This is a genomic window from Streptomyces sp. NPDC058221 (assembly GCF_042882365.1).
GTDB lineage: Bacteria > Actinomycetota > Actinomycetes > Streptomycetales > Streptomycetaceae > Streptomyces.
Window position 1 is genome coordinate 20,438 of sequence record NZ_JBHVWF010000035.1, and the last position, 16,490, is coordinate 36,927.

The window sequence follows — 16,490 nt, forward strand, 5'->3', positions numbered from 1 at the left end:
CGCGCGCGGGGGGTTCTTTTCACCGGGCAAACATCCCCCGCCAGCGCATACGCCGAGGGCGCTGTTTCACGTGAAACAGCGCCCTCGGGCGGTCCGGCTCCGGATGCCGGTCCATGCGACGTCCTCATAGTGCGGGAGCGCTAGTGGACGTCACCGGCCCGACTCCAGTGGAACATCGTCAGGGCCACCAAGGCGTAGAGCACGGCCACCCCGATCACCACCGCGGCCGACCTCCCGTCAGGAGGCAGCACCAGAGCGGAGACTGCGGCAGCGCTCACGAAAGCCACGTTGAACAGCACGTCGTAGAGCGAGAAGACCCGTCCGCGGAAGGCGTCGTCCACCGACGTCTGCACCACCGTGTCTGTTGCGATCTTCGCCCCCTGGGTGACGAGCCCGAGGACGAACGCGGCGACGAGCATCGGTGCGGGGGTGAACCACAGTCCCAGCGCCGGTTCGAGGACGGCGGCCGCCACCGCGCACACCATCATCCAGCGGAACCGGCCGAGACGGGTCACAGCCCAGGGAGTCACCACCGCCGCCGCGAAGAACCCCGCACCGGAAACGCCCACCGCCAGCCCGAGCAGCGCCAGTCCGCGGGAGTCGCTGTCAGCCCAGGCGTACCGGCACAGCATCAGGACCGTCACCGTCAGCGCCCCGTAGCAGAACCGGATCACCGTTATGGCGCCCAGCGCCCGGGCCGCGGGTCTGCGTTCCGCGAGATGACGAAGCCCGTCTCCGAGCCCATGGGCGGTGGCGGCCAGAGCCTTACCCAGGTGGAGGCGGCCGCTGCTCCGCTCCGGACCGAGCAGTCCGGCGGCGAGGCTCAGTGAAGCCACGGCAGAGGCCAGGTAGAGCGCCGCCCCCAGCAGCACGACCGCCGCGTCGGAATCCGCCAGCAGCAGCAGCCGCACGGCGAAGGCGAGGCCGCCGCCCGCCGTTGCGGCGAGTGTGCCTGCGGTCGGAGAGAGGGAGTTGGCCATCACCAGCCGGTCCCGGTCCACGACGCGCGGCAGTGCGGCCGAGAGGCCGGCCAGGACGAAGCGGTTGACCGCGGTGACGCACAGCGCCGAGGCGTAGAAGAGCCAGTCGGGGGCGGAGCCGAGGATCAGGAGCGCCGTGCAGCACGCGAGCGCGGCACGCAGCAGGTTGCCGTAGAGGAAGACCTGCCGGCGGGGCCAGCGGTCCAGGAGTACTCCGGCGAAGGGGCCGATGAGCGAGTAGGGCAGCAGGAGTACGGCCATCGCGGAGGCGATGGCTCCTGCCGACGCCTGTTTCTCCGGGGAGAAGACGACGTGCGTTGCGAGGGCAACCTGATAGACCCCGTCGGCCGCCTGGGAAAGCACCCGTACGGCCAGCAGGCGGCGGAAGTTCCGAAGGCGCAGGAGAACGCGCAGGTCACGCACGACGGGCATGGGAGCAAGGGTCACATACGTTGAGGGTCCCCGGGCGGATTGCCCGGGGACCCTCAACGGTGCGGGAGTCAAGGAGCGTTGCCGCTCCCCGCTGCGCCGCACCGACGCACCGTGTCAGGTGACGTCAGTTGGAGACCTCACCGCTGATGAACTTCTCGACGTTCTCGCGGGCTTCGTCGTCGAAGTACTGGACCGGCGGGGACTTCATGAAGTACGAGGACGCGGAGAGGATCGGGCCGCCGATGCCGCGGTCCTTGGCGATCTTCGCAGCGCGGACGGCGTCGATGATGACACCGGCCGAGTTCGGGGAGTCCCACACCTCGAGCTTGTACTCCAGGTTCAGCGGAACGTCACCGAAGGCGCGGCCCTCAAGGCGCACATAGGCCCACTTGCGGTCGTCCAGCCAGGCCACGTAGTCCGACGGGCCGATGTGGACGTTGTCCGCACCGAGGTCGCGGTCACGGATCTGCGAGGTGACGGCCTGCGTCTTGGAGATCTTCTTGGACTCCAGGCGCTCACGCTCGAGCATGTTCTTGAAGTCCATGTTGCCGCCGACGTTCAGCTGCATCGTGCGGTCCAGGACGACGCCCCGGTCCTCGAAGAGCTTCGCCATCACGCGGTGTGTGATGGTGGCGCCGACCTGCGACTTGATGTCGTCGCCGACGATCGGGACACCGGCCTCGGTGAACTTGTCCGCCCACTCCTTGGTACCGGCGATGAAGACCGGGAGAGCGTTGACGAACGCGACCTTGGCGTCGATGGCGCACTGCGCGTAGAACTTCGCAGCGACCTCGGAACCGACGGGCAGGTAGCAGACCAGAACGTCGACCTTGCGGTCCTTCAGGATCTGGACGATGTCGACCGGGGCCTCGGCGGACTCCTCGATGGTCTGGCGGTAGTACTTGCCCAGGCCGTCGTGGGTGTGGCCGCGCTGGACTGTGACGCCGGCGTTCGGCACGTCGCAGAGCTTGATGGTGTTGTTCTCGCTGGCGCCGATGGCGTCCGAGAGGTCGAGGCCGACCTTCTTCGCGTCGACGTCGAAGGCGGCAACGAACTCGACGTCCCGTACGTGGTACTCGCCGAACTGGACGTGCATCAGACCGGGCACCTTGCCGGCCGGATCGGCGTCCTTGTAGTACTCGACGCCCTGGACCAGCGAGGCGGCGCAGTTGCCCACGCCGACGATGGCTACGCGAACCGAACCCATTCCGGTTGCTCCCTGTGTGTAATGGATGTTCCTGATGAGGCCCCGCGGATCTGCGGGGATCTCACTTGGCGGTGTCGCCGGACGGATCCGGCGGGGTGTTACCCCGCCGGGGCAGGCCATCCGGCTCTCCTGCGGTGTTCTGCTGAGCTGAGCCCTCGGGCGAGGACCGTCGCTGGTCCCGTCCCGACCGCTCGCTCTCGATGAGCTCGTTCAGCCAGCGCACTTCGCGCTCCACGGACTCCATGCCGTGTCGCTGAAGCTCAAGTGTGTAGTCGTCGAGCCGCTCGCGGGTGCGGGCCAGAGAGGCGCTCATCTTCTCGAGACGCTCCTCCAGCCGGCTGCGACGGCCTTCGAGCACCCGCATCCGCACTTCGCGCTCCGTCTGTCCGAAGAAGGCGAAACGAGCAGCGAAGTGCTCGTCCTCCCAGGAGTCGGGGCCGGTGTGCGAGAGCAGCTCTTCGAAGTGCTCCTTACCTTCCGCCGTCAACCGGTAGACGATCTTGGCGCGGCGCCCTGCCAGAGAAGAGGCGGGGGCAGGACCGACGGCACGGCCGGAGCCGGACGGAAGTTCTGCCGGAACGCTTCCCGGCTCCTCGATCAACCAGCCGTTGGCGACCAGCGTCTTGAGGCAGGGATAGAGGGTCCCGTAGCTGAAGGCACGGAAGATCCCCAGCGAGGTGTTGAGACGTTTACGCAGCTCGTAGCCGTGCATCGGGGACTCACGGAGCAGTCCGAGAACAGCGAACTCGAGGATGCCTGAGCGTCTGCTCAACCTCGCCTCCTCCTTCTCCGAGTGCCCTTGATGTCCTTGTGCCGAGCCGATGTACCGAGTCGATGTAGCGAGCTGATGTATCGACTCGATACATCAGCACGATAGATCGGACTCCGCCCCGGGACAAGGGGTGCCTTAGTGAACGGCGTCACATCGCTAATTCGTAGGAACCGACTTGCGTAATTTGGGGTGAAGTTCGGTCCTAGGAGGGTTTTGACCGTGCGTAGTCTGTGCGGCATGCAGACCACCGGGAACCGTGTGACGCCCGACCGCGTCAGTCTCCGCGGGCTGACCGGACGCACTGTGGACGAACCTGTCGCAGGCCTGGTCCGTAATTCGGGGGGACCGGATCTCAACTGCCGCTTCCAGGCGTTTTCGCCTGCCCGAGGAGTAGTCGTTCGATGAGCGAGCACCGTCGCAAAACGCCGCAGCCACAGGATGGCGGGCGCGCCGCGGCCAGACGAGCCGCCCAGCAGTCCCCAGGACGCCGCTCGGCACCGTCACGCGGAGTCACTTCTGAATCACCTTCCGGTTCGTACGGCGAGGACACCCCGTACGGCGGGCGTGCCGCCGCGAGACGCGCCGCCCAGCGCGGCGGTGGCGGCCGCGGTGGTTCCGACGGCGGAGGGCGGCGTCGTGGCGGCGGCGACGGCGGCTCGGAGGGACCCGGGCGGGGCCGGGGGCGCGGAAACCAGCGCCCGGTCAAGAAGCGTTTCATCGACTACCCGCGCGCCGGCAAGCACGGTGTGCGGCGCTGGGTGCCGTCGTGGAAGCTCGTCTCCGGCCTGTGTATCGCTTTCGTCGGCCTCCTGCTGGGCGTTGCCAGCCTTGCGTACGCGATGGTGACGATGCCCAAGGTGAACGAGGCCGCGAAGGCGGAGAACAACGTTTACTACTGGGCCGACGGCACTCAGATGGTTGCGACCGGTGGTGGGGCGAACCGCCAGGTCATCGGCTACGAGCAGATCCCCGAGGCGATGCGCAACGCGGTCATCTCGGCGGAGAACAAGACCTTCGAGCACGACAAGGGCATCGACCCGATGGGGATCGGCCGAGCCGTGTGGAACATGGCCAAGGGCGGTCAGACGCAGGGTGGCTCGACCATCACGCAGCAGTATGTGAAGAACTCGCGGCTCTCCCAGGAACAGACCCTGAGCCGGAAGGTCGAGGAGCTCTTCATCACCCTGAAGGTCGGTGAGCAGGGGAACAAGAAGGAGGTCATGGCCGGGTACCTCAACGTCTCGTACTACGGGCGGGGCGCGTCGGGTATCCAGGCGGCGGCCCGTACGTACTACGGCAAGGACGCCAAGAACCTCAACCCGAGCGAGTGCGCCTTCCTGGCGACGCTGCTCAAGGGCGCCAGCTATTACGACCCGGCAGGCGCCACGGAGGTCGACTCGCAGCAGGCCACCGCGGCGAAGAACACGGCCAGGGCGAAGAAGCGCTGGAGGTGGATCCTCGACGAGGAGCTCAAGGACGGCCGGATGACGCAGACCGAGTACGACAAGTACAAGGTCTTTCCGATGCCCGATCCGCCGAAGAAGGACGCCCAGCTGGGCGGTCAGACCGGCTACCTCGTCGATCTCGCCAAGTCGTACTTCCTCAACAACAACGACCGTGGCGTCACCGCCGACATGCTCAACCAGGGCGGGTACGAGATCCACACGACCTTCGACAAGAAGAAGGTCGATCAGCTCAACACGGCGGTCAAGAAGGTCTACGACGAGAAGATCGACCCCAAGAAGCGCCCGGACAAGGACACGAACGTCGAGTTCGGTGGCGGGTCGGTCGATCCGGAGACCGGTGCCATCAAGGCGATCTACGGTGGCAAGGACGCGACCAAGCACTACACCAACAACGCCGACCCGACCGGCGCCGCCGTCGGATCGACGTTCAAGCCCTTTGTACTGGCCTCCGCGATGGAGTACGGCAAACGCGATCCGTCGCTCGATGCGGATCAGCCCGATTCGGCACGCACGAAGGTCTCGCCGCTGAGCGTCTACAACGGCAACAACTTGCTGAAGATCAAGAAGTACAACGGAGACGTCTGGACCAACGAGGACGGCGACGAGTGGCTGCAGCGCAACGACGGGAACCACTCCGAGGGCAACGTCACCCTTCGTAAGGCGATGGAGGTCTCCGCCAACTCCCCCTACGTCCAGCTGGGTATGGACGTAGGTACGGACAAGGTGAAGAAGGCGGCCATGGCGGCCGGCCTGAAGGACGACAACAACATGGCGGACTCGAGCGTTCCGTCCTTCTCCATCGGTACGTCCTCGCCGAGCGTGATCCGCATGGCGGGCGCCTACGCCACCTTCGCGGCCAGCGGCCAGCAGCGCGAGCCGTTCTCGGTGACCGACGTGAAGAAGGGCGGCGAAGTGATCTACCAGCACAAGACGGTCACCAAGCGCGCCTTCGACACCATCGTCGCCGACAACGTCACCGACGTCCTCAAGAACGTCGTCGAGAAAGGGACGGGTACCCCCGCCAAGCTCCCGGGCCGCGACGTGGCGGGCAAGACGGGTACGACGGACGACAACCTCTCGGCCTGGTTCGTCGGATACACCCCGCAGCTCTCGACCGCGATCAGCATGTACCGGCTGGACGACAACGAGAAGCACAAGAACCGCAAGTTCCAGAAGATGTACGGGACCGGCGGTGAGGAGAAGATCCACGGTGCCTCGTTCCCGGCCCGGATCTGGCACGACTACATGGCCGGCGCGATGGAGGGCCAGGACGTCATCGACTTCCCGAAGCCGGAGCCGATCGGTGACAAGGTGTTCGGCGGCGGTGCGAGCAGCCCGAAGCCGACGCCCAGCATCACCCCGTCCGACACGCATACCCCGTCGCCGTCCAACACGCCCTCGCCGAGCACCCCGGCCTCACCGTCGCCCGACCCGTCGGAGACCTGCGGCACCTGGGACTGGAACTGCCAGAACAACGGCGGCGGTACGTCCGACGGAGGGGACAACGGCGGCACCGATCCCGGCACGACCGGCGGGGAGACGACCGGCTCGCCCGGAACCTCGACCGGTGGGGAGACGGACAACGGCGGTGCCGGCGGTGCCAGTCCGCCTACCGGCGACGGAGGAAACGGCAACGGCAACGGCGGCATCTTCGGTGGCGGGGGCGGATAGCTCCCGGCAGGCAGTACACCCCGCCCGGCCGGCAGGCCGGCGCGAGGTGATCCGGAGGCCATGACGAGGGCCGCCGCACCACAGGGTGCGGCGGCCCTCGCCGTATCCACAGTCCGGTACGGCAGGATGTGCGGCATGCCAAGTGCAGAGGACACGAGCGTGCATCAGGAACGGTCCGTCGTACGGCCCACGCATGAGGACGAGGTGGCCGCCGCCGGGAGCGAGCTGGTCGGTGGGAGGTCGGGCCGTTGGGCGCGGCTCGGCAGTACCGCCCTCACTCCCGTGGGCGCCGTCGCGCTGGTGGCGCTCGGGATGTTCGCACTCGGCATGGTGCAGAAGCTGCCCTGCTACAACTGGGCCTGGTTCAAGGGCGCCGGCTCCCAGTACACCCATGCGTGCTACTCGGATATTCCGCATCTGTTCTCCGGACGCGGTTTCTCCGACGGCCTGGTGCCGTACTTCGACCGGCTGCCCGGCGATATGCAGTATCTGGAGTACCCCGTGCTGACGGGGGTGTTCATGCAGATCGCGTCCTGGCTGACGCCGGGCGGCTCGATCCAGCACCAGGAGCAGGCGTACTGGCTCGTCAACGCGGGCATGCTGATGATCTGTACCGCGATCATCGCCGTCTGTGTCGCACGCACGCACCGGCGCCGCCCCTGGGACGGCCTTCTGGTGGCGCTCGCGCCCGCCTTCGCTCTCACCGCCACCATCAACTGGGACCTGCTGGCCGTCGCTCTCACGGCCGCGGCGATGCTCATGTGGTCCAGGAGCCGCCCGCTGGCATTCGGCATCCTCATCGGGCTTGCCACGGCCGCCAAGCTGTATCCCGTGCTGCTGCTGGGCCCGGCCTTCGTGCTGTGCTGGCGGGCCGGGAAATGGCGGGCGTTCGGGGTGGCGACACTCGGTGCGGCGGCGTCGTGGCTGGTGGTCAACCTGCCGGTGATGGTGTTCGCGCCCGAGGGGTGGAAGAAGTTCTACACCTTCAGCGAGGAGCGCTCGATCGACTTCGGTTCCTTCTGGCTGATCATCACGCAGCGCACCGGCTCCTCCATCGAGGTCAGCACGGTCAACACCGTCTCCACGCTGGCCACGGTCGCGCTGTGCGCCGCCATCGGGGCGCTGGCGCTGACGGCGCCGCGCCGACCGCGGTTCGCGCAGCTCGCGTTCCTCGTCGTCGCGGTGTTCATCCTGGTCAACAAGGTCTACTCACCGCAGTACGTGCTGTGGCTGATCCCCCTCGCCGCGCTGGCCCGGCCGCGCTGGCGGGACTTCCTGATCTGGCAGGCGTGCGAGGTCATGTACTTCCTGGGGATCTGGATGTACCTCGCCTACACGACGAGCGGCGACAAGCACCAGGGGCTGCCGACGGAGGGCTACCAGCTGGCCATCGCCCTGCACCTGCTGGGCACGCTGTACCTCTGCGCCGTGATCGTGCGGGACATCCTGATGCCGGAACGGGACGACGTGCGGCGCGACGGGTCGGACGATCCGTCGGGCGGGGTGCTCGACGGTGCGGAGGACGTCTTCGTGCTGGGGCACGCGGCGGCGCACCGGCCGCGCCATGCTGCGTTCACGGTCGCTGGACCGCGTGTGGAGTGGGGCACCCGGGGCACGACGGCCGTCGACTGAGTAACGGGGCGGAGCCGGCGCCCCGGGGCCGCCGGCGCACCGGCGGCCCCGGGCGGCTCAGCGGTCGACGAGACGGTCGTACTGCGTGGTGGTGTGGCGCAGGTGCGCCACCAGTTCGTCGCCGACCCTCGGCTCCTCGGCGTCCGAGGGCACGAAGAGGATCGACACCTGCATGTGCGGCGGCTCGGCGAACCAGCGCTGCTTGCCGGCCCAGACGAACGGCGAGAGATTGCGGTTGACGGTGGCCAGGCCGGCGCGGGCGACGCCCTTGGCACGCGGCATCACGCCGTGCAGGGCCTTCGGGGCCTCCAGGCCCACCCCGTGCGAGGTACCGCCCGCCACGACCACCAGCCAGCCGTCGGATGCGGCCTTCTGCTGCCGGTAGCCGAACCGGTCGCCCTTGACGACGCGGGTGACGTCAAGCACCGCGCCCCGGTACTCCGTCGCCTCGTGGTCGCCGAGCCAGAGGCGGGTACCGATGCGGGCACGGAAACGGGTCTGCGGGAACTGCTGCTGGAGCCGGCCCAGTTCCTCGGCCCGCAGGTGGCTGACGAACATCGTGTGCAGCGGCAGCCGGGCCGCCCGCAGGCGGTCCATCCAGGCGATGACCTCCTCGACCGCGTCCGAGCCGTCCGCGCGGTCCAGCGGCAGGTGCAGGGCGAAGCCTTCGAGACGTACGTCCTCGATGGCTGCGTGCAGCTGCCCCAGCTCCTCCTCCTTGACGCCGTGCCGCCTCATCGAGCTCATGCACTCGATGACGACCCGGGCGCCCACCAGGGCGTGCACCCCGTCCACCGACGACACGGAACGGATGACGCGGTCGGGCAGCGGCACCGGTTCCTCGCCTCGCCGGAACGGCGTGAGCACCAGCAGATCGCCGCTGAACCAGTCCTTGATCCGGGCTGCTTCGTAGGTGGTGCCGACGGCGAGTGTGTCGGAGCCGAAGCGGATCGCCTCGTCGGCCAGCCGTTCGTGGCCGAAGCCGTACCCGTTGCCCTTGCAGACCGGTACGAGGCCGGGGAACTGGTCGAGCACGGATTTCTGGTGCGCCCGCCAGCGCGCGGTGTCGACGTACAGGGAGAGCGCCATGGCCGGTCCGGAACCTTTCTGGTGGCTGCGGTGTATCAGAGGTATGAGGAGCTGCTTGAAGAGCCCATTGAAACGAATGAAGCCGGTTTCGTCAGCCTTGCGCCCCGGATCCCTGTGTCACGGATCCCGGTGCCGCCGACCCTCGTGTCACGGATCACCGGCGGGACATGTAGATGTCGAGTGCCTTGTGCAGCAGCTTGTTGAGCGGGAAGTCCCACTCGCCGAGGTATTCCGCGGCCTGACCGCCGGTGCCGACCTTGAACTGGATCAGGCCGAAGAGGTGGTCGGTCTCGTCCAGCGAGTCGGAGATACCGCGCAGGTCGTAGACGGTGGCGCCCATGGCGTACGCGTCACGGAGCATCCGCCACTGCATCGCGTTCGAGGGCCGGACCTCGCGCTTGTGGTTGGCCGAGGCGCCGTAGGAGTACCAGACGTGGCCGCCGACGATCAGCATGGTCGCGGCCGCGACGTTCTCGCCCTCGTGACGGGCGAAGTAGAGCCGCATCCGGTTGGGGTCCTCGTTGTTGAGGGCCGTCCACATGCGCTGGAAGTAGCCGAGCGGGCGAGGCCGGAAGTGGTCGCGCTCGGCCGTGATCTCGTACAGCCGCTGCCACTCGGCGAGCTCCGCGTAACTGCCCTGGACGACCTCGACACCGGCCTTCTCGGCCTTCTTGATGTTGCGTCGCCAGAGCTGGTTGAAGCCCTTGTGGACATCCTCGAGCGAGCGGTTCGCCAGCGGAACCTGGAAGATGTAGCGGGGCTGTACGTCACCGAATCCGGCGCCGCCGTCCTCACCCTGCTGCCAGCCCATCTTCCGCAGCCGGTCCGCGACTTCGAAGGCGCGGGGCTCGATATGGGTGGCCTCGACGTCGCGCAGGCGCTTCACGTCGGGGTCCTGGATGCCGGCCTTGATGGCGTGGGCGTCCCAGCGGCGGATGACGACCGGCGGGCCCATCTTCACCGAGAAGGCGCCCTGCTGCTTGAGGTGCGTCAGCATCGGCTGCAGCCACTCGGTCAGGTTCGGGGCGTACCAGTTGATGACCGGGCCCTCGGGCAGATAGGCGAGGTATCGCTTGATCTTGGGCAGCTGGCGGTAGAGCACCAGGCCGGCGCCGACGAGCTCGCCGTTCTTGTCGAACCAGCCCAGGCTCTCCGAGCGCCACTCGGCCTTCACATCCGCCCATGCCGGGACCTGCATGTGACTGGCCGCGGGCAGGGTCTGGATGTACGCCAGATGCTGCTCTCGGCTGATGGTCCTCAGGGTCAGGCTCATGCGGGGCGCTCCTCGGCAGGTGTGTCCCCATCGGTCAGGGGCTCCGGCTCTCGCGCCGAAGCCTACTGTGACCGGGAAGCGCGCGGTCTGGCCCTGTCCTACCCGGATGGTTCCGGCGGGGGTGCCGGGGGCGGTGTTCCGCTGCTGCGCCGCCCCCGGGCCCGTGCCGGAACCACCGTTGCGGAGTGCTCAGCCCACCACGCCGCCGAAGAGGCCGCCGTGGGCCATACCGAGGAAGAACCCGATGGCGGCGGCGCCGATACCGAGGATCAACGGGAACCTCTCCCGTGTCGTCACGGAGACGTACTGCCCGTACGCACCGGTGAGAATGCCGACGAGTCCGGCCCACGAGCTGATCAGATGCAGGCTGTGGAACATCGCCGTCACGAACGCCAGGATGCCGAGAGCGAGCGTCACGAGCACCAGGGTGTCCTGGAGCGGATGAGGCCTGCCGTCCGTGGCGAAGAGCGAGACGGAAGGGCGGGATCGCACTGTGTGTGCCATGGAGTACCTCCTGGCCGAAAGGCGACGCGTCGTGGCGCCGCTCACACCCGATGTGTACAGATTGCGTCTCCTGACCACCGGATTTCAACCGGAAGCCTGTCTGCAGGTACTCTGTACGGTCTGCACCGGTGTCTGCCCTGGCCAGCACAGTCAGCCCCTTCTCGAAGGAGGGCGTTGTCAGTGGCGGCTGTTTTACTCGGAGACACTGTTGCTTACGCATCACGACCCTCCTGCCACGGAACGACCGTGGCCGCTGAGTCCAAAGGAGGTGGGTTCCACATGCGTCACTACGAGGTGATGGTCATCCTCGACCCCGATCTCGAGGAGCGAGCAGTCTCCCCGCTGATCGAGAACTTCCTCTCCGTCGTCCGTGAGGGCGAAGGAAAGGTTGAGAAGGTCGACACCTGGGGCCGTCGTCGGCTCGCTTACGAGATCAAGAAGAAGCCTGAGGGCATCTACTCGGTCATCGACCTGCAGGCGGAGCCTGCGGTCGTCAAGGAGCTCGACCGCCAGATGAACCTGAACGAGTCGGTCCTCCGGACCAAGGTCCTCCGTCCCGAGATCCACTGAGCTTCTAGCTCAGTGGTCATCGGGTTCGAGTAGCAGCAAGCAGCCAGAAGCAATCCCCGCCGAGAGGTTCACCCATGGCAGGCGAGACCGTCATCACGGTCGTCGGCAATCTCGTCGACGACCCCGAGCTGCGCTTCACCCCGTCCGGTGCGGCGGTCGCGAAGTTCCGCGTCGCGTCCACTCCCCGCATCTTCGACCGGCAGACCAATGAGTGGAAGGACGGCGAAGGCCTGTTCCTCACCTGCTCGGTCTGGCGGCAGGCTGCGGAGAACGTTGCCGAGTCGCTCACGCGAGGCATGCGCGTTGTCGTGCAGGGCCGGCTGAAGCAGCGGTCGTACGAAGACCGCGAGGGCGTCAAGCGCACGGTCTACGAGCTGGACGTCGAGGAAGTCGGCCCCAGCCTCAAGAGCGCCACCGCCAAGGTCACCAAGACCACCGGTCGCGGTGGTCAGGGCGGCCAGGGCCAGGGTGGATACGGCGGCGGCGGTCAGCAGGGTGGCGGTAACTGGGGCGGCGGTCCCGGTGCTGGTGGCCAGCAGGGTGGTGGCGGCGCTCCCGCCGACGACCCGTGGGCCACGAGCGCGCCGGCCGGCGGCCAGCAAGGCGGGGGTCAGCAGGGCGGCGGAGGCGGTTGGGGCGGAAGCTCCGGCGGTTCCAGCGGCTCTGGTGCATCCGGCGGCGGCTACTCGGACGAGCCGCCCTTCTAGGGCAGCTCGTACCCCCACTTCTTGATCACACAGGAGAAACACCATGGCGAAGCCGCCTGTGCGCAAGCCTAAGAAGAAGGTCTGCGCGTTCTGCAAGGACAAGACCCAGTACGTGGACTACAAGGACACGAACATGCTGCGGAAGTTCATTTCCGACCGCGGCAAGATCCGTGCCCGCCGCGTCACCGGCAACTGCACGCAGCACCAGCGTGACGTCGCCACGGCTGTCAAGAACAGCCGTGAGATGGCGCTGCTGCCCTACACGTCCACCGCGCGATAAGGGAAGGGTGACCGAATCATGAAGATCATCCTCACCCACGAGGTCTCCGGCCTCGGTGCTGCGGGCGACGTCGTTGACGTCAAGGACGGGTACGCCCGTAACTACCTGGTTCCGCGTGGCTTTGCCATTCGCTGGACCAAGGGTGGCGAGAAGGACGTGGCGCAGATCCGCCGCGCCCGCAAGATCCACGAGATCGCCACGATCGAGCAGGCCAACGAGATCAAGTCCAAGCTCGAGGCCGTGAAGGTCCGTCTGGCTGTTCGCTCCGGCGACGCCGGCCGTCTCTTCGGCTCCGTCACCCCGGCCGACATCGCCTCGGCGATCAAGGCTGCCGGTGGTCCGGACGTCGACAAGCGTCGCGTCGAGCTCGGCTCGCCGATCAAGACGCTCGGCGGACACCAGGTGTCCGTGCGTCTGCACCCCGAGGTCGCTGCGAAGCTCGGCATCGAGGTTATTGCTGCCTGACCAGGCTGCATTCCAGCAGAACAGTGAAGGGCCGCACCTCAGAGGTGCGGCCCTTCGCCGTTTCCGTGCTTGAGGCTTGCCGGGTTCCTACTCCGTTTCACGTGAAACAGCCAGGGACCCGGTACTCAGCGAGCGGCGCCGGTGACCAGCCACTTGCCGGAGCGGGTGCGGAGCCAGAGGGTCGCCATGCGGACGACCATCATCAGAGCCATCGCGCACCACAGCGCTGTGAGCCCGCCGCCGAGGGTGGGCACGAGCAGGGCCGCCGGGGCGAAGACGGCCAGGGTGACGAGCATGGCCCAGGCCAGATACGGACCGTCTCCGGCTCCCATCAGTACCCCGTCCAGGACGAAGACGACCCCGGCGATCGGCTGGGTCAGGGCCACCACCAGCAGGGCGGGGAAGAGAGTGTCCTGCACGGACTGGTCGCTGGTGAACAACGGCACGAAGAGTGGACGGGCGAGAACGATGAGCGCTCCGAATACCACGCCGGAGGCGACGCCCCACTGCACCATGCGGTGGCAGGCCTCACGTGCGCCCTTGGTGTCGTCCGCGCCCAGATACCGCCCGATGATGGCCTGGCCGGCGATAGCGATGGCGTCCAGCGCGAAGGCCATCAGGCTCCAGAGGGAGAGGATGATCTGGTGCGCGGCAATGTCGGTGTCGCCCAGCCGGGCAGCGACGCCGGTGGCGATGAGCAGGACGGCGCGGAGCGACAGCGTACGGACGAGGAGAGGGACTCCCGCCTGGGCGCTGGCCCTGATGCCTGCGGCGTCCGGGCGCAGTGAGGCGCCGTGCCGTCGGGCGCCGCGGACCACTACGACGAGATAGGCGACCGCCATCGCGACCTGTGCGATCACCGTGCCCCAGGCCGAACCGGCAATGCCGAGACCGGCCCCGTAGACGAGGCCCGCGTTGAGTGCCGCATTGGCGGCGAAGCCGCCGATGGCGACATACAGCGGGGTGCGGGTGTTCTGCAGCCCCCGGAGCACACCGGTCGCAGCCAGCACCACGAGCATGGCCGGGATGCCGAGGCTGGAGATCCGCAGATAGGTGGTGGCGTAGGGGGCCGCGGTATCGGAGGCGCCGAAGACTCCCACGAGCCAGGGTGCCAGGGGGAGGGTCAGAGCAATGACGGCCAGGCCGAGCAGGAGGGCCAGCCAGATGCCGTCCATGCCCTGGCGGATGGCGGAGGCCAGATCCCCGGCGCCGACCCGTCGGGCGACTGCTGCCGTGGTGGCGTAGGCAAGGAATACGAAGATGCTCACCGCCGTCGTGAGCAGAGCCGCGGCAACGGCCAGTCCGGCCAGCTGCGGGGTCCCGAGGTGGCCGACGATCGCACTGTCGACCATGACGAAGAGGGGCTCGGCCACGAGCGCGCCGAAGGCGGGAACCGCGAGCGCGATGATCTCGCGGTCGTGCTGGCGGCGACTGGGTGGCGGGCTCGCCGGTGCCTGGGTCATGGAGGCCAATCTAATCTTCCACAGGTAACAGATGCAATCCTCTATTGATCCTTACATCTGTGGGAGTTCGGTGTTCTGCTGTGCGTGGGTTGCCATGATCTTGCGCCGACTCGGAAAGTTTTTCTCCCCCACAGCCGGTGGATGGGGAAACCGCAGGTCAGAGCGGCCATGGTGAGGGTGCTATGAGTTTGTCCACAGTGCTGTCCCCCGGTCCGTGCACAGGTTCTGCATGGTTCTCCACAGCATCTGGTCCGTCGTCCACATGCCCTGTGGATAACCAGATTGGCTGACGGTGCCGGGCGGCCTACCGTGGGGCGGCGCCCCCACCCCGTTTCGGCCCTGGAAACCGGCAGAACCCGACACACCGCAACCGGAGTCGGGCGTCTTGTTTGTCGGTGCCGTGCCGTAAGAAAGAGTGGCACGGCTAGGTCCGCGGAGCGGACGGGAGGAGGTGGCCGGATGAGTATTCCCGAGCCGTTGGACGACCCCTGGGCCGACACCGGTCCCAGCGACCGGCTGCCTGTTTCCCGCCAGCGTCGGGGCGAGGGCCGCGACCGCGGAGAGCAGCACGACCGCGGCCGGGAGAGCAGCAGCTGGGAAGGCGGTTCCCCCGGTTTCGAGCGGGTGCCGCCCCAGGACCTCGACGCGGAACAGTCGGTCCTCGGTGGCATGCTCCTGTCCAAGGACGCCATCGCGGATGTCGTGGAGATCATCAAGGGGCACGATTTCTACCGCCCCGCTCACGAGACCGTCTTCCAGGCGATCCTCGACCTCTATGCCAAGGGCGAGCCGGCCGACCCGATCACGGTGGCAGCCGAGCTGGTCAAGCGTGGCGAGATCACCAAGGTGGGCGGAGCCCCGTATCTGCACACCCTGGTCCAGTCGGTGCCCACCGCGGCGAATGCTTCGTACTACGCGGAGATCGTCCATGAGCGCGCGGTGCTCCGCCGTCTCGTCGAGGCCGGCACGAAGATCACGCAGATGGGATACGCGGCGGACGGCGATGTGGACGACATCGTCAACTCGGCCCAGGCCGAGATCTACGCCGTTACCGAGCAGCGGACCAGTGAGGACTACCTGCCGCTCGGCGACATCATGGAGGGCGCGCTCGACGAGATCGAGGCGATCGGTTCACGCAGCGGCGAGATGACCGGTGTTCCGACCGGCTTCACCGACCTCGACGCCCTGACCAACGGCCTCCACCCGGGCCAGATGGTCGTGATCGCGGCCCGGCCCGCCATGGGTAAGTCCACGCTCGCCCTGGACTTCGCCCGGGCCTGCTCGATCAAGAGCAATCTGCCCAGCGTGATTTTCTCCCTGGAGATGGGCCGGAACGAGATCGCGATGCGCCTGCTCTCCGCCGAGGCGCGGGTGGCGCTCCACCACATGCGTTCCGGCACCATGACCGACGAGGACTGGACGCGGCTGGCGCGGCGTATGCCGGATGTCTCCGCCGCCCCCCTCTACATCGACGACTCCCCGAACCTCTCCATGATGGAGATCCGGGCGAAGTGCCGTCGTCTCAAGCAGCGCAACGACCTCAAGCTGGTGGTCATCGACTATCTGCAGCTGATGCAGTCCGGTGGCTCGAAGCGTGCCGAGAGCCGTCAGCAGGAGGTCTCGGACATGTCCCGGAACCTCAAGCTCCTCGCGAAGGAGCTGCAACTGCCCGTCATTGCCCTGTCCCAGCTGAACCGTGGTCCCGAGCAGCGGACGGACAAGAAGCCGATGGTCTCCGACCTTCGTGAGTCCGGTTCCATCGAGCAGGACGCCGACATGGTGATCCTGCTGCACCGTGAGGACGCCTACGAGAAGGAGTCACCGCGGGCGGGCGAGGCGGACCTGATCGTGGCCAAGCACCGTAACGGTCCGACGGCGACGATCACCGTCGCCTTCCAGGGGCACTACTCGCGCTTCGTGGACATGGCACAGACCTGACCGATGTCTGTAGAGGGTCTCGAATTGCCTATGCAGACCGT

General features: G+C 67.4%; 14 protein-coding genes. 7 read left to right on the forward strand and 7 right to left on the reverse strand.

What is annotated here, in order from left to right:
* Nucleotides 1–140: 140 nt before the first annotated feature.
* From ACFVW8_RS14295 to ACFVW8_RS14305, 3 genes are all read right to left on the reverse strand, one after another.
* Complete coding sequence (locus tag ACFVW8_RS14295; RefSeq protein ID WP_389689618.1) at nucleotides 141–1,412, reverse strand: MFS transporter; 1,272 nt, start codon at nucleotides 1,410–1,412, stop codon at nucleotides 141–143.
* A 124-nt stretch (nucleotides 1,413–1,536) separates the two neighbouring features.
* The gene (locus ACFVW8_RS14300; protein WP_389689620.1) at nucleotides 1,537–2,619 is read right to left on the reverse strand and encodes an inositol-3-phosphate synthase; all 1,083 of its coding nucleotides are present in this window, start codon (nucleotides 2,617–2,619) and stop codon (nucleotides 1,537–1,539) included.
* Between the two features lie 61 nt (nucleotides 2,620–2,680).
* Nucleotides 2,681–3,391, reverse strand: a complete 711-nt coding sequence (locus ACFVW8_RS14305; RefSeq protein ID WP_389689622.1) for a PadR family transcriptional regulator — start codon at nucleotides 3,389–3,391, stop codon at nucleotides 2,681–2,683.
* Nucleotides 3,392–3,792: 401 nt separating this feature from the next.
* Here ACFVW8_RS14305 and ACFVW8_RS14310 point away from each other — a divergent pair, with 401 nt between their 5' ends.
* The gene (locus ACFVW8_RS14310; protein ID WP_389689624.1) at nucleotides 3,793–6,528 is read left to right on the forward strand and encodes a transglycosylase domain-containing protein; all 2,736 of its coding nucleotides are present in this window, start codon (nucleotides 3,793–3,795) and stop codon (nucleotides 6,526–6,528) included.
* Nucleotides 6,529–6,663: 135 nt separating this feature from the next.
* Complete coding sequence (locus ACFVW8_RS14315; RefSeq protein WP_389689626.1) at nucleotides 6,664–8,160, forward strand: glycosyltransferase family 87 protein; 1,497 nt, start codon at nucleotides 6,664–6,666, stop codon at nucleotides 8,158–8,160.
* Nucleotides 8,161–8,217: 57 nt separating this feature from the next.
* Here the strand turns inward: ACFVW8_RS14315 and ACFVW8_RS14320 are convergent, their stop codons facing one another.
* The 3 genes from ACFVW8_RS14320 to ACFVW8_RS14330 form a co-directional block, all read right to left on the reverse strand.
* Nucleotides 8,218–9,249 (reverse strand): alanine racemase, encoded by a 1,032-nt coding sequence (locus ACFVW8_RS14320; RefSeq protein WP_389689628.1) that lies wholly within the window; start codon nucleotides 9,247–9,249, stop codon nucleotides 8,218–8,220.
* 154 nt (nucleotides 9,250–9,403) lie between these two features.
* A complete protein-coding gene (locus tag ACFVW8_RS14325) occupies nucleotides 9,404–10,522 on the reverse strand; it encodes a lipid II:glycine glycyltransferase FemX (RefSeq protein WP_389689630.1) in 1,119 nt (372 codons plus the stop codon).
* 189 nt (nucleotides 10,523–10,711) lie between these two features.
* Nucleotides 10,712–11,026, reverse strand: a complete 315-nt coding sequence (locus tag ACFVW8_RS14330) for a hypothetical protein (protein WP_389689632.1) — start codon at nucleotides 11,024–11,026, stop codon at nucleotides 10,712–10,714.
* Between the two features lie 279 nt (nucleotides 11,027–11,305).
* Here ACFVW8_RS14330 and rpsF point away from each other — a divergent pair, with 279 nt between their 5' ends.
* The 4 genes from rpsF (at nucleotide 11,306) to rplI (ending at nucleotide 13,048) form a co-directional block, all read left to right on the forward strand.
* A complete protein-coding gene (rpsF, locus tag ACFVW8_RS14335) occupies nucleotides 11,306–11,596 on the forward strand; it encodes a 30S ribosomal protein S6 (RefSeq protein ID WP_018101872.1) in 291 nt (96 codons plus the stop codon).
* A gap of 74 nt (nucleotides 11,597–11,670) precedes the next feature.
* A complete protein-coding gene (locus ACFVW8_RS14340) occupies nucleotides 11,671–12,303 on the forward strand; it encodes a single-stranded DNA-binding protein (RefSeq protein WP_389689634.1) in 633 nt (210 codons plus the stop codon).
* A gap of 43 nt (nucleotides 12,304–12,346) precedes the next feature.
* The gene (rpsR, locus tag ACFVW8_RS14345) at nucleotides 12,347–12,583 is read left to right on the forward strand and encodes a 30S ribosomal protein S18 (RefSeq protein WP_003967857.1); all 237 of its coding nucleotides are present in this window, start codon (nucleotides 12,347–12,349) and stop codon (nucleotides 12,581–12,583) included.
* 18 nt (nucleotides 12,584–12,601) lie between these two features.
* Nucleotides 12,602–13,048: a 50S ribosomal protein L9 gene (gene rplI, locus ACFVW8_RS14350; protein ID WP_123460461.1), complete on the forward strand. Its 447-nt coding sequence runs from the start codon at nucleotides 12,602–12,604 to the stop codon at nucleotides 13,046–13,048.
* 125 nt (nucleotides 13,049–13,173) lie between these two features.
* Here the strand turns inward: rplI and ACFVW8_RS14355 are convergent, their stop codons facing one another.
* A complete protein-coding gene (locus ACFVW8_RS14355; RefSeq protein ID WP_389689636.1) occupies nucleotides 13,174–14,511 on the reverse strand; it encodes an MATE family efflux transporter in 1,338 nt (445 codons plus the stop codon).
* Between the two features lie 459 nt (nucleotides 14,512–14,970).
* Here ACFVW8_RS14355 and dnaB point away from each other — a divergent pair, with 459 nt between their 5' ends.
* Nucleotides 14,971–16,449, forward strand: a complete 1,479-nt coding sequence (gene dnaB / locus ACFVW8_RS14360; RefSeq protein ID WP_266780416.1) for a replicative DNA helicase — start codon at nucleotides 14,971–14,973, stop codon at nucleotides 16,447–16,449.
* Nucleotides 16,450–16,490 lie beyond the last annotated feature (41 nt).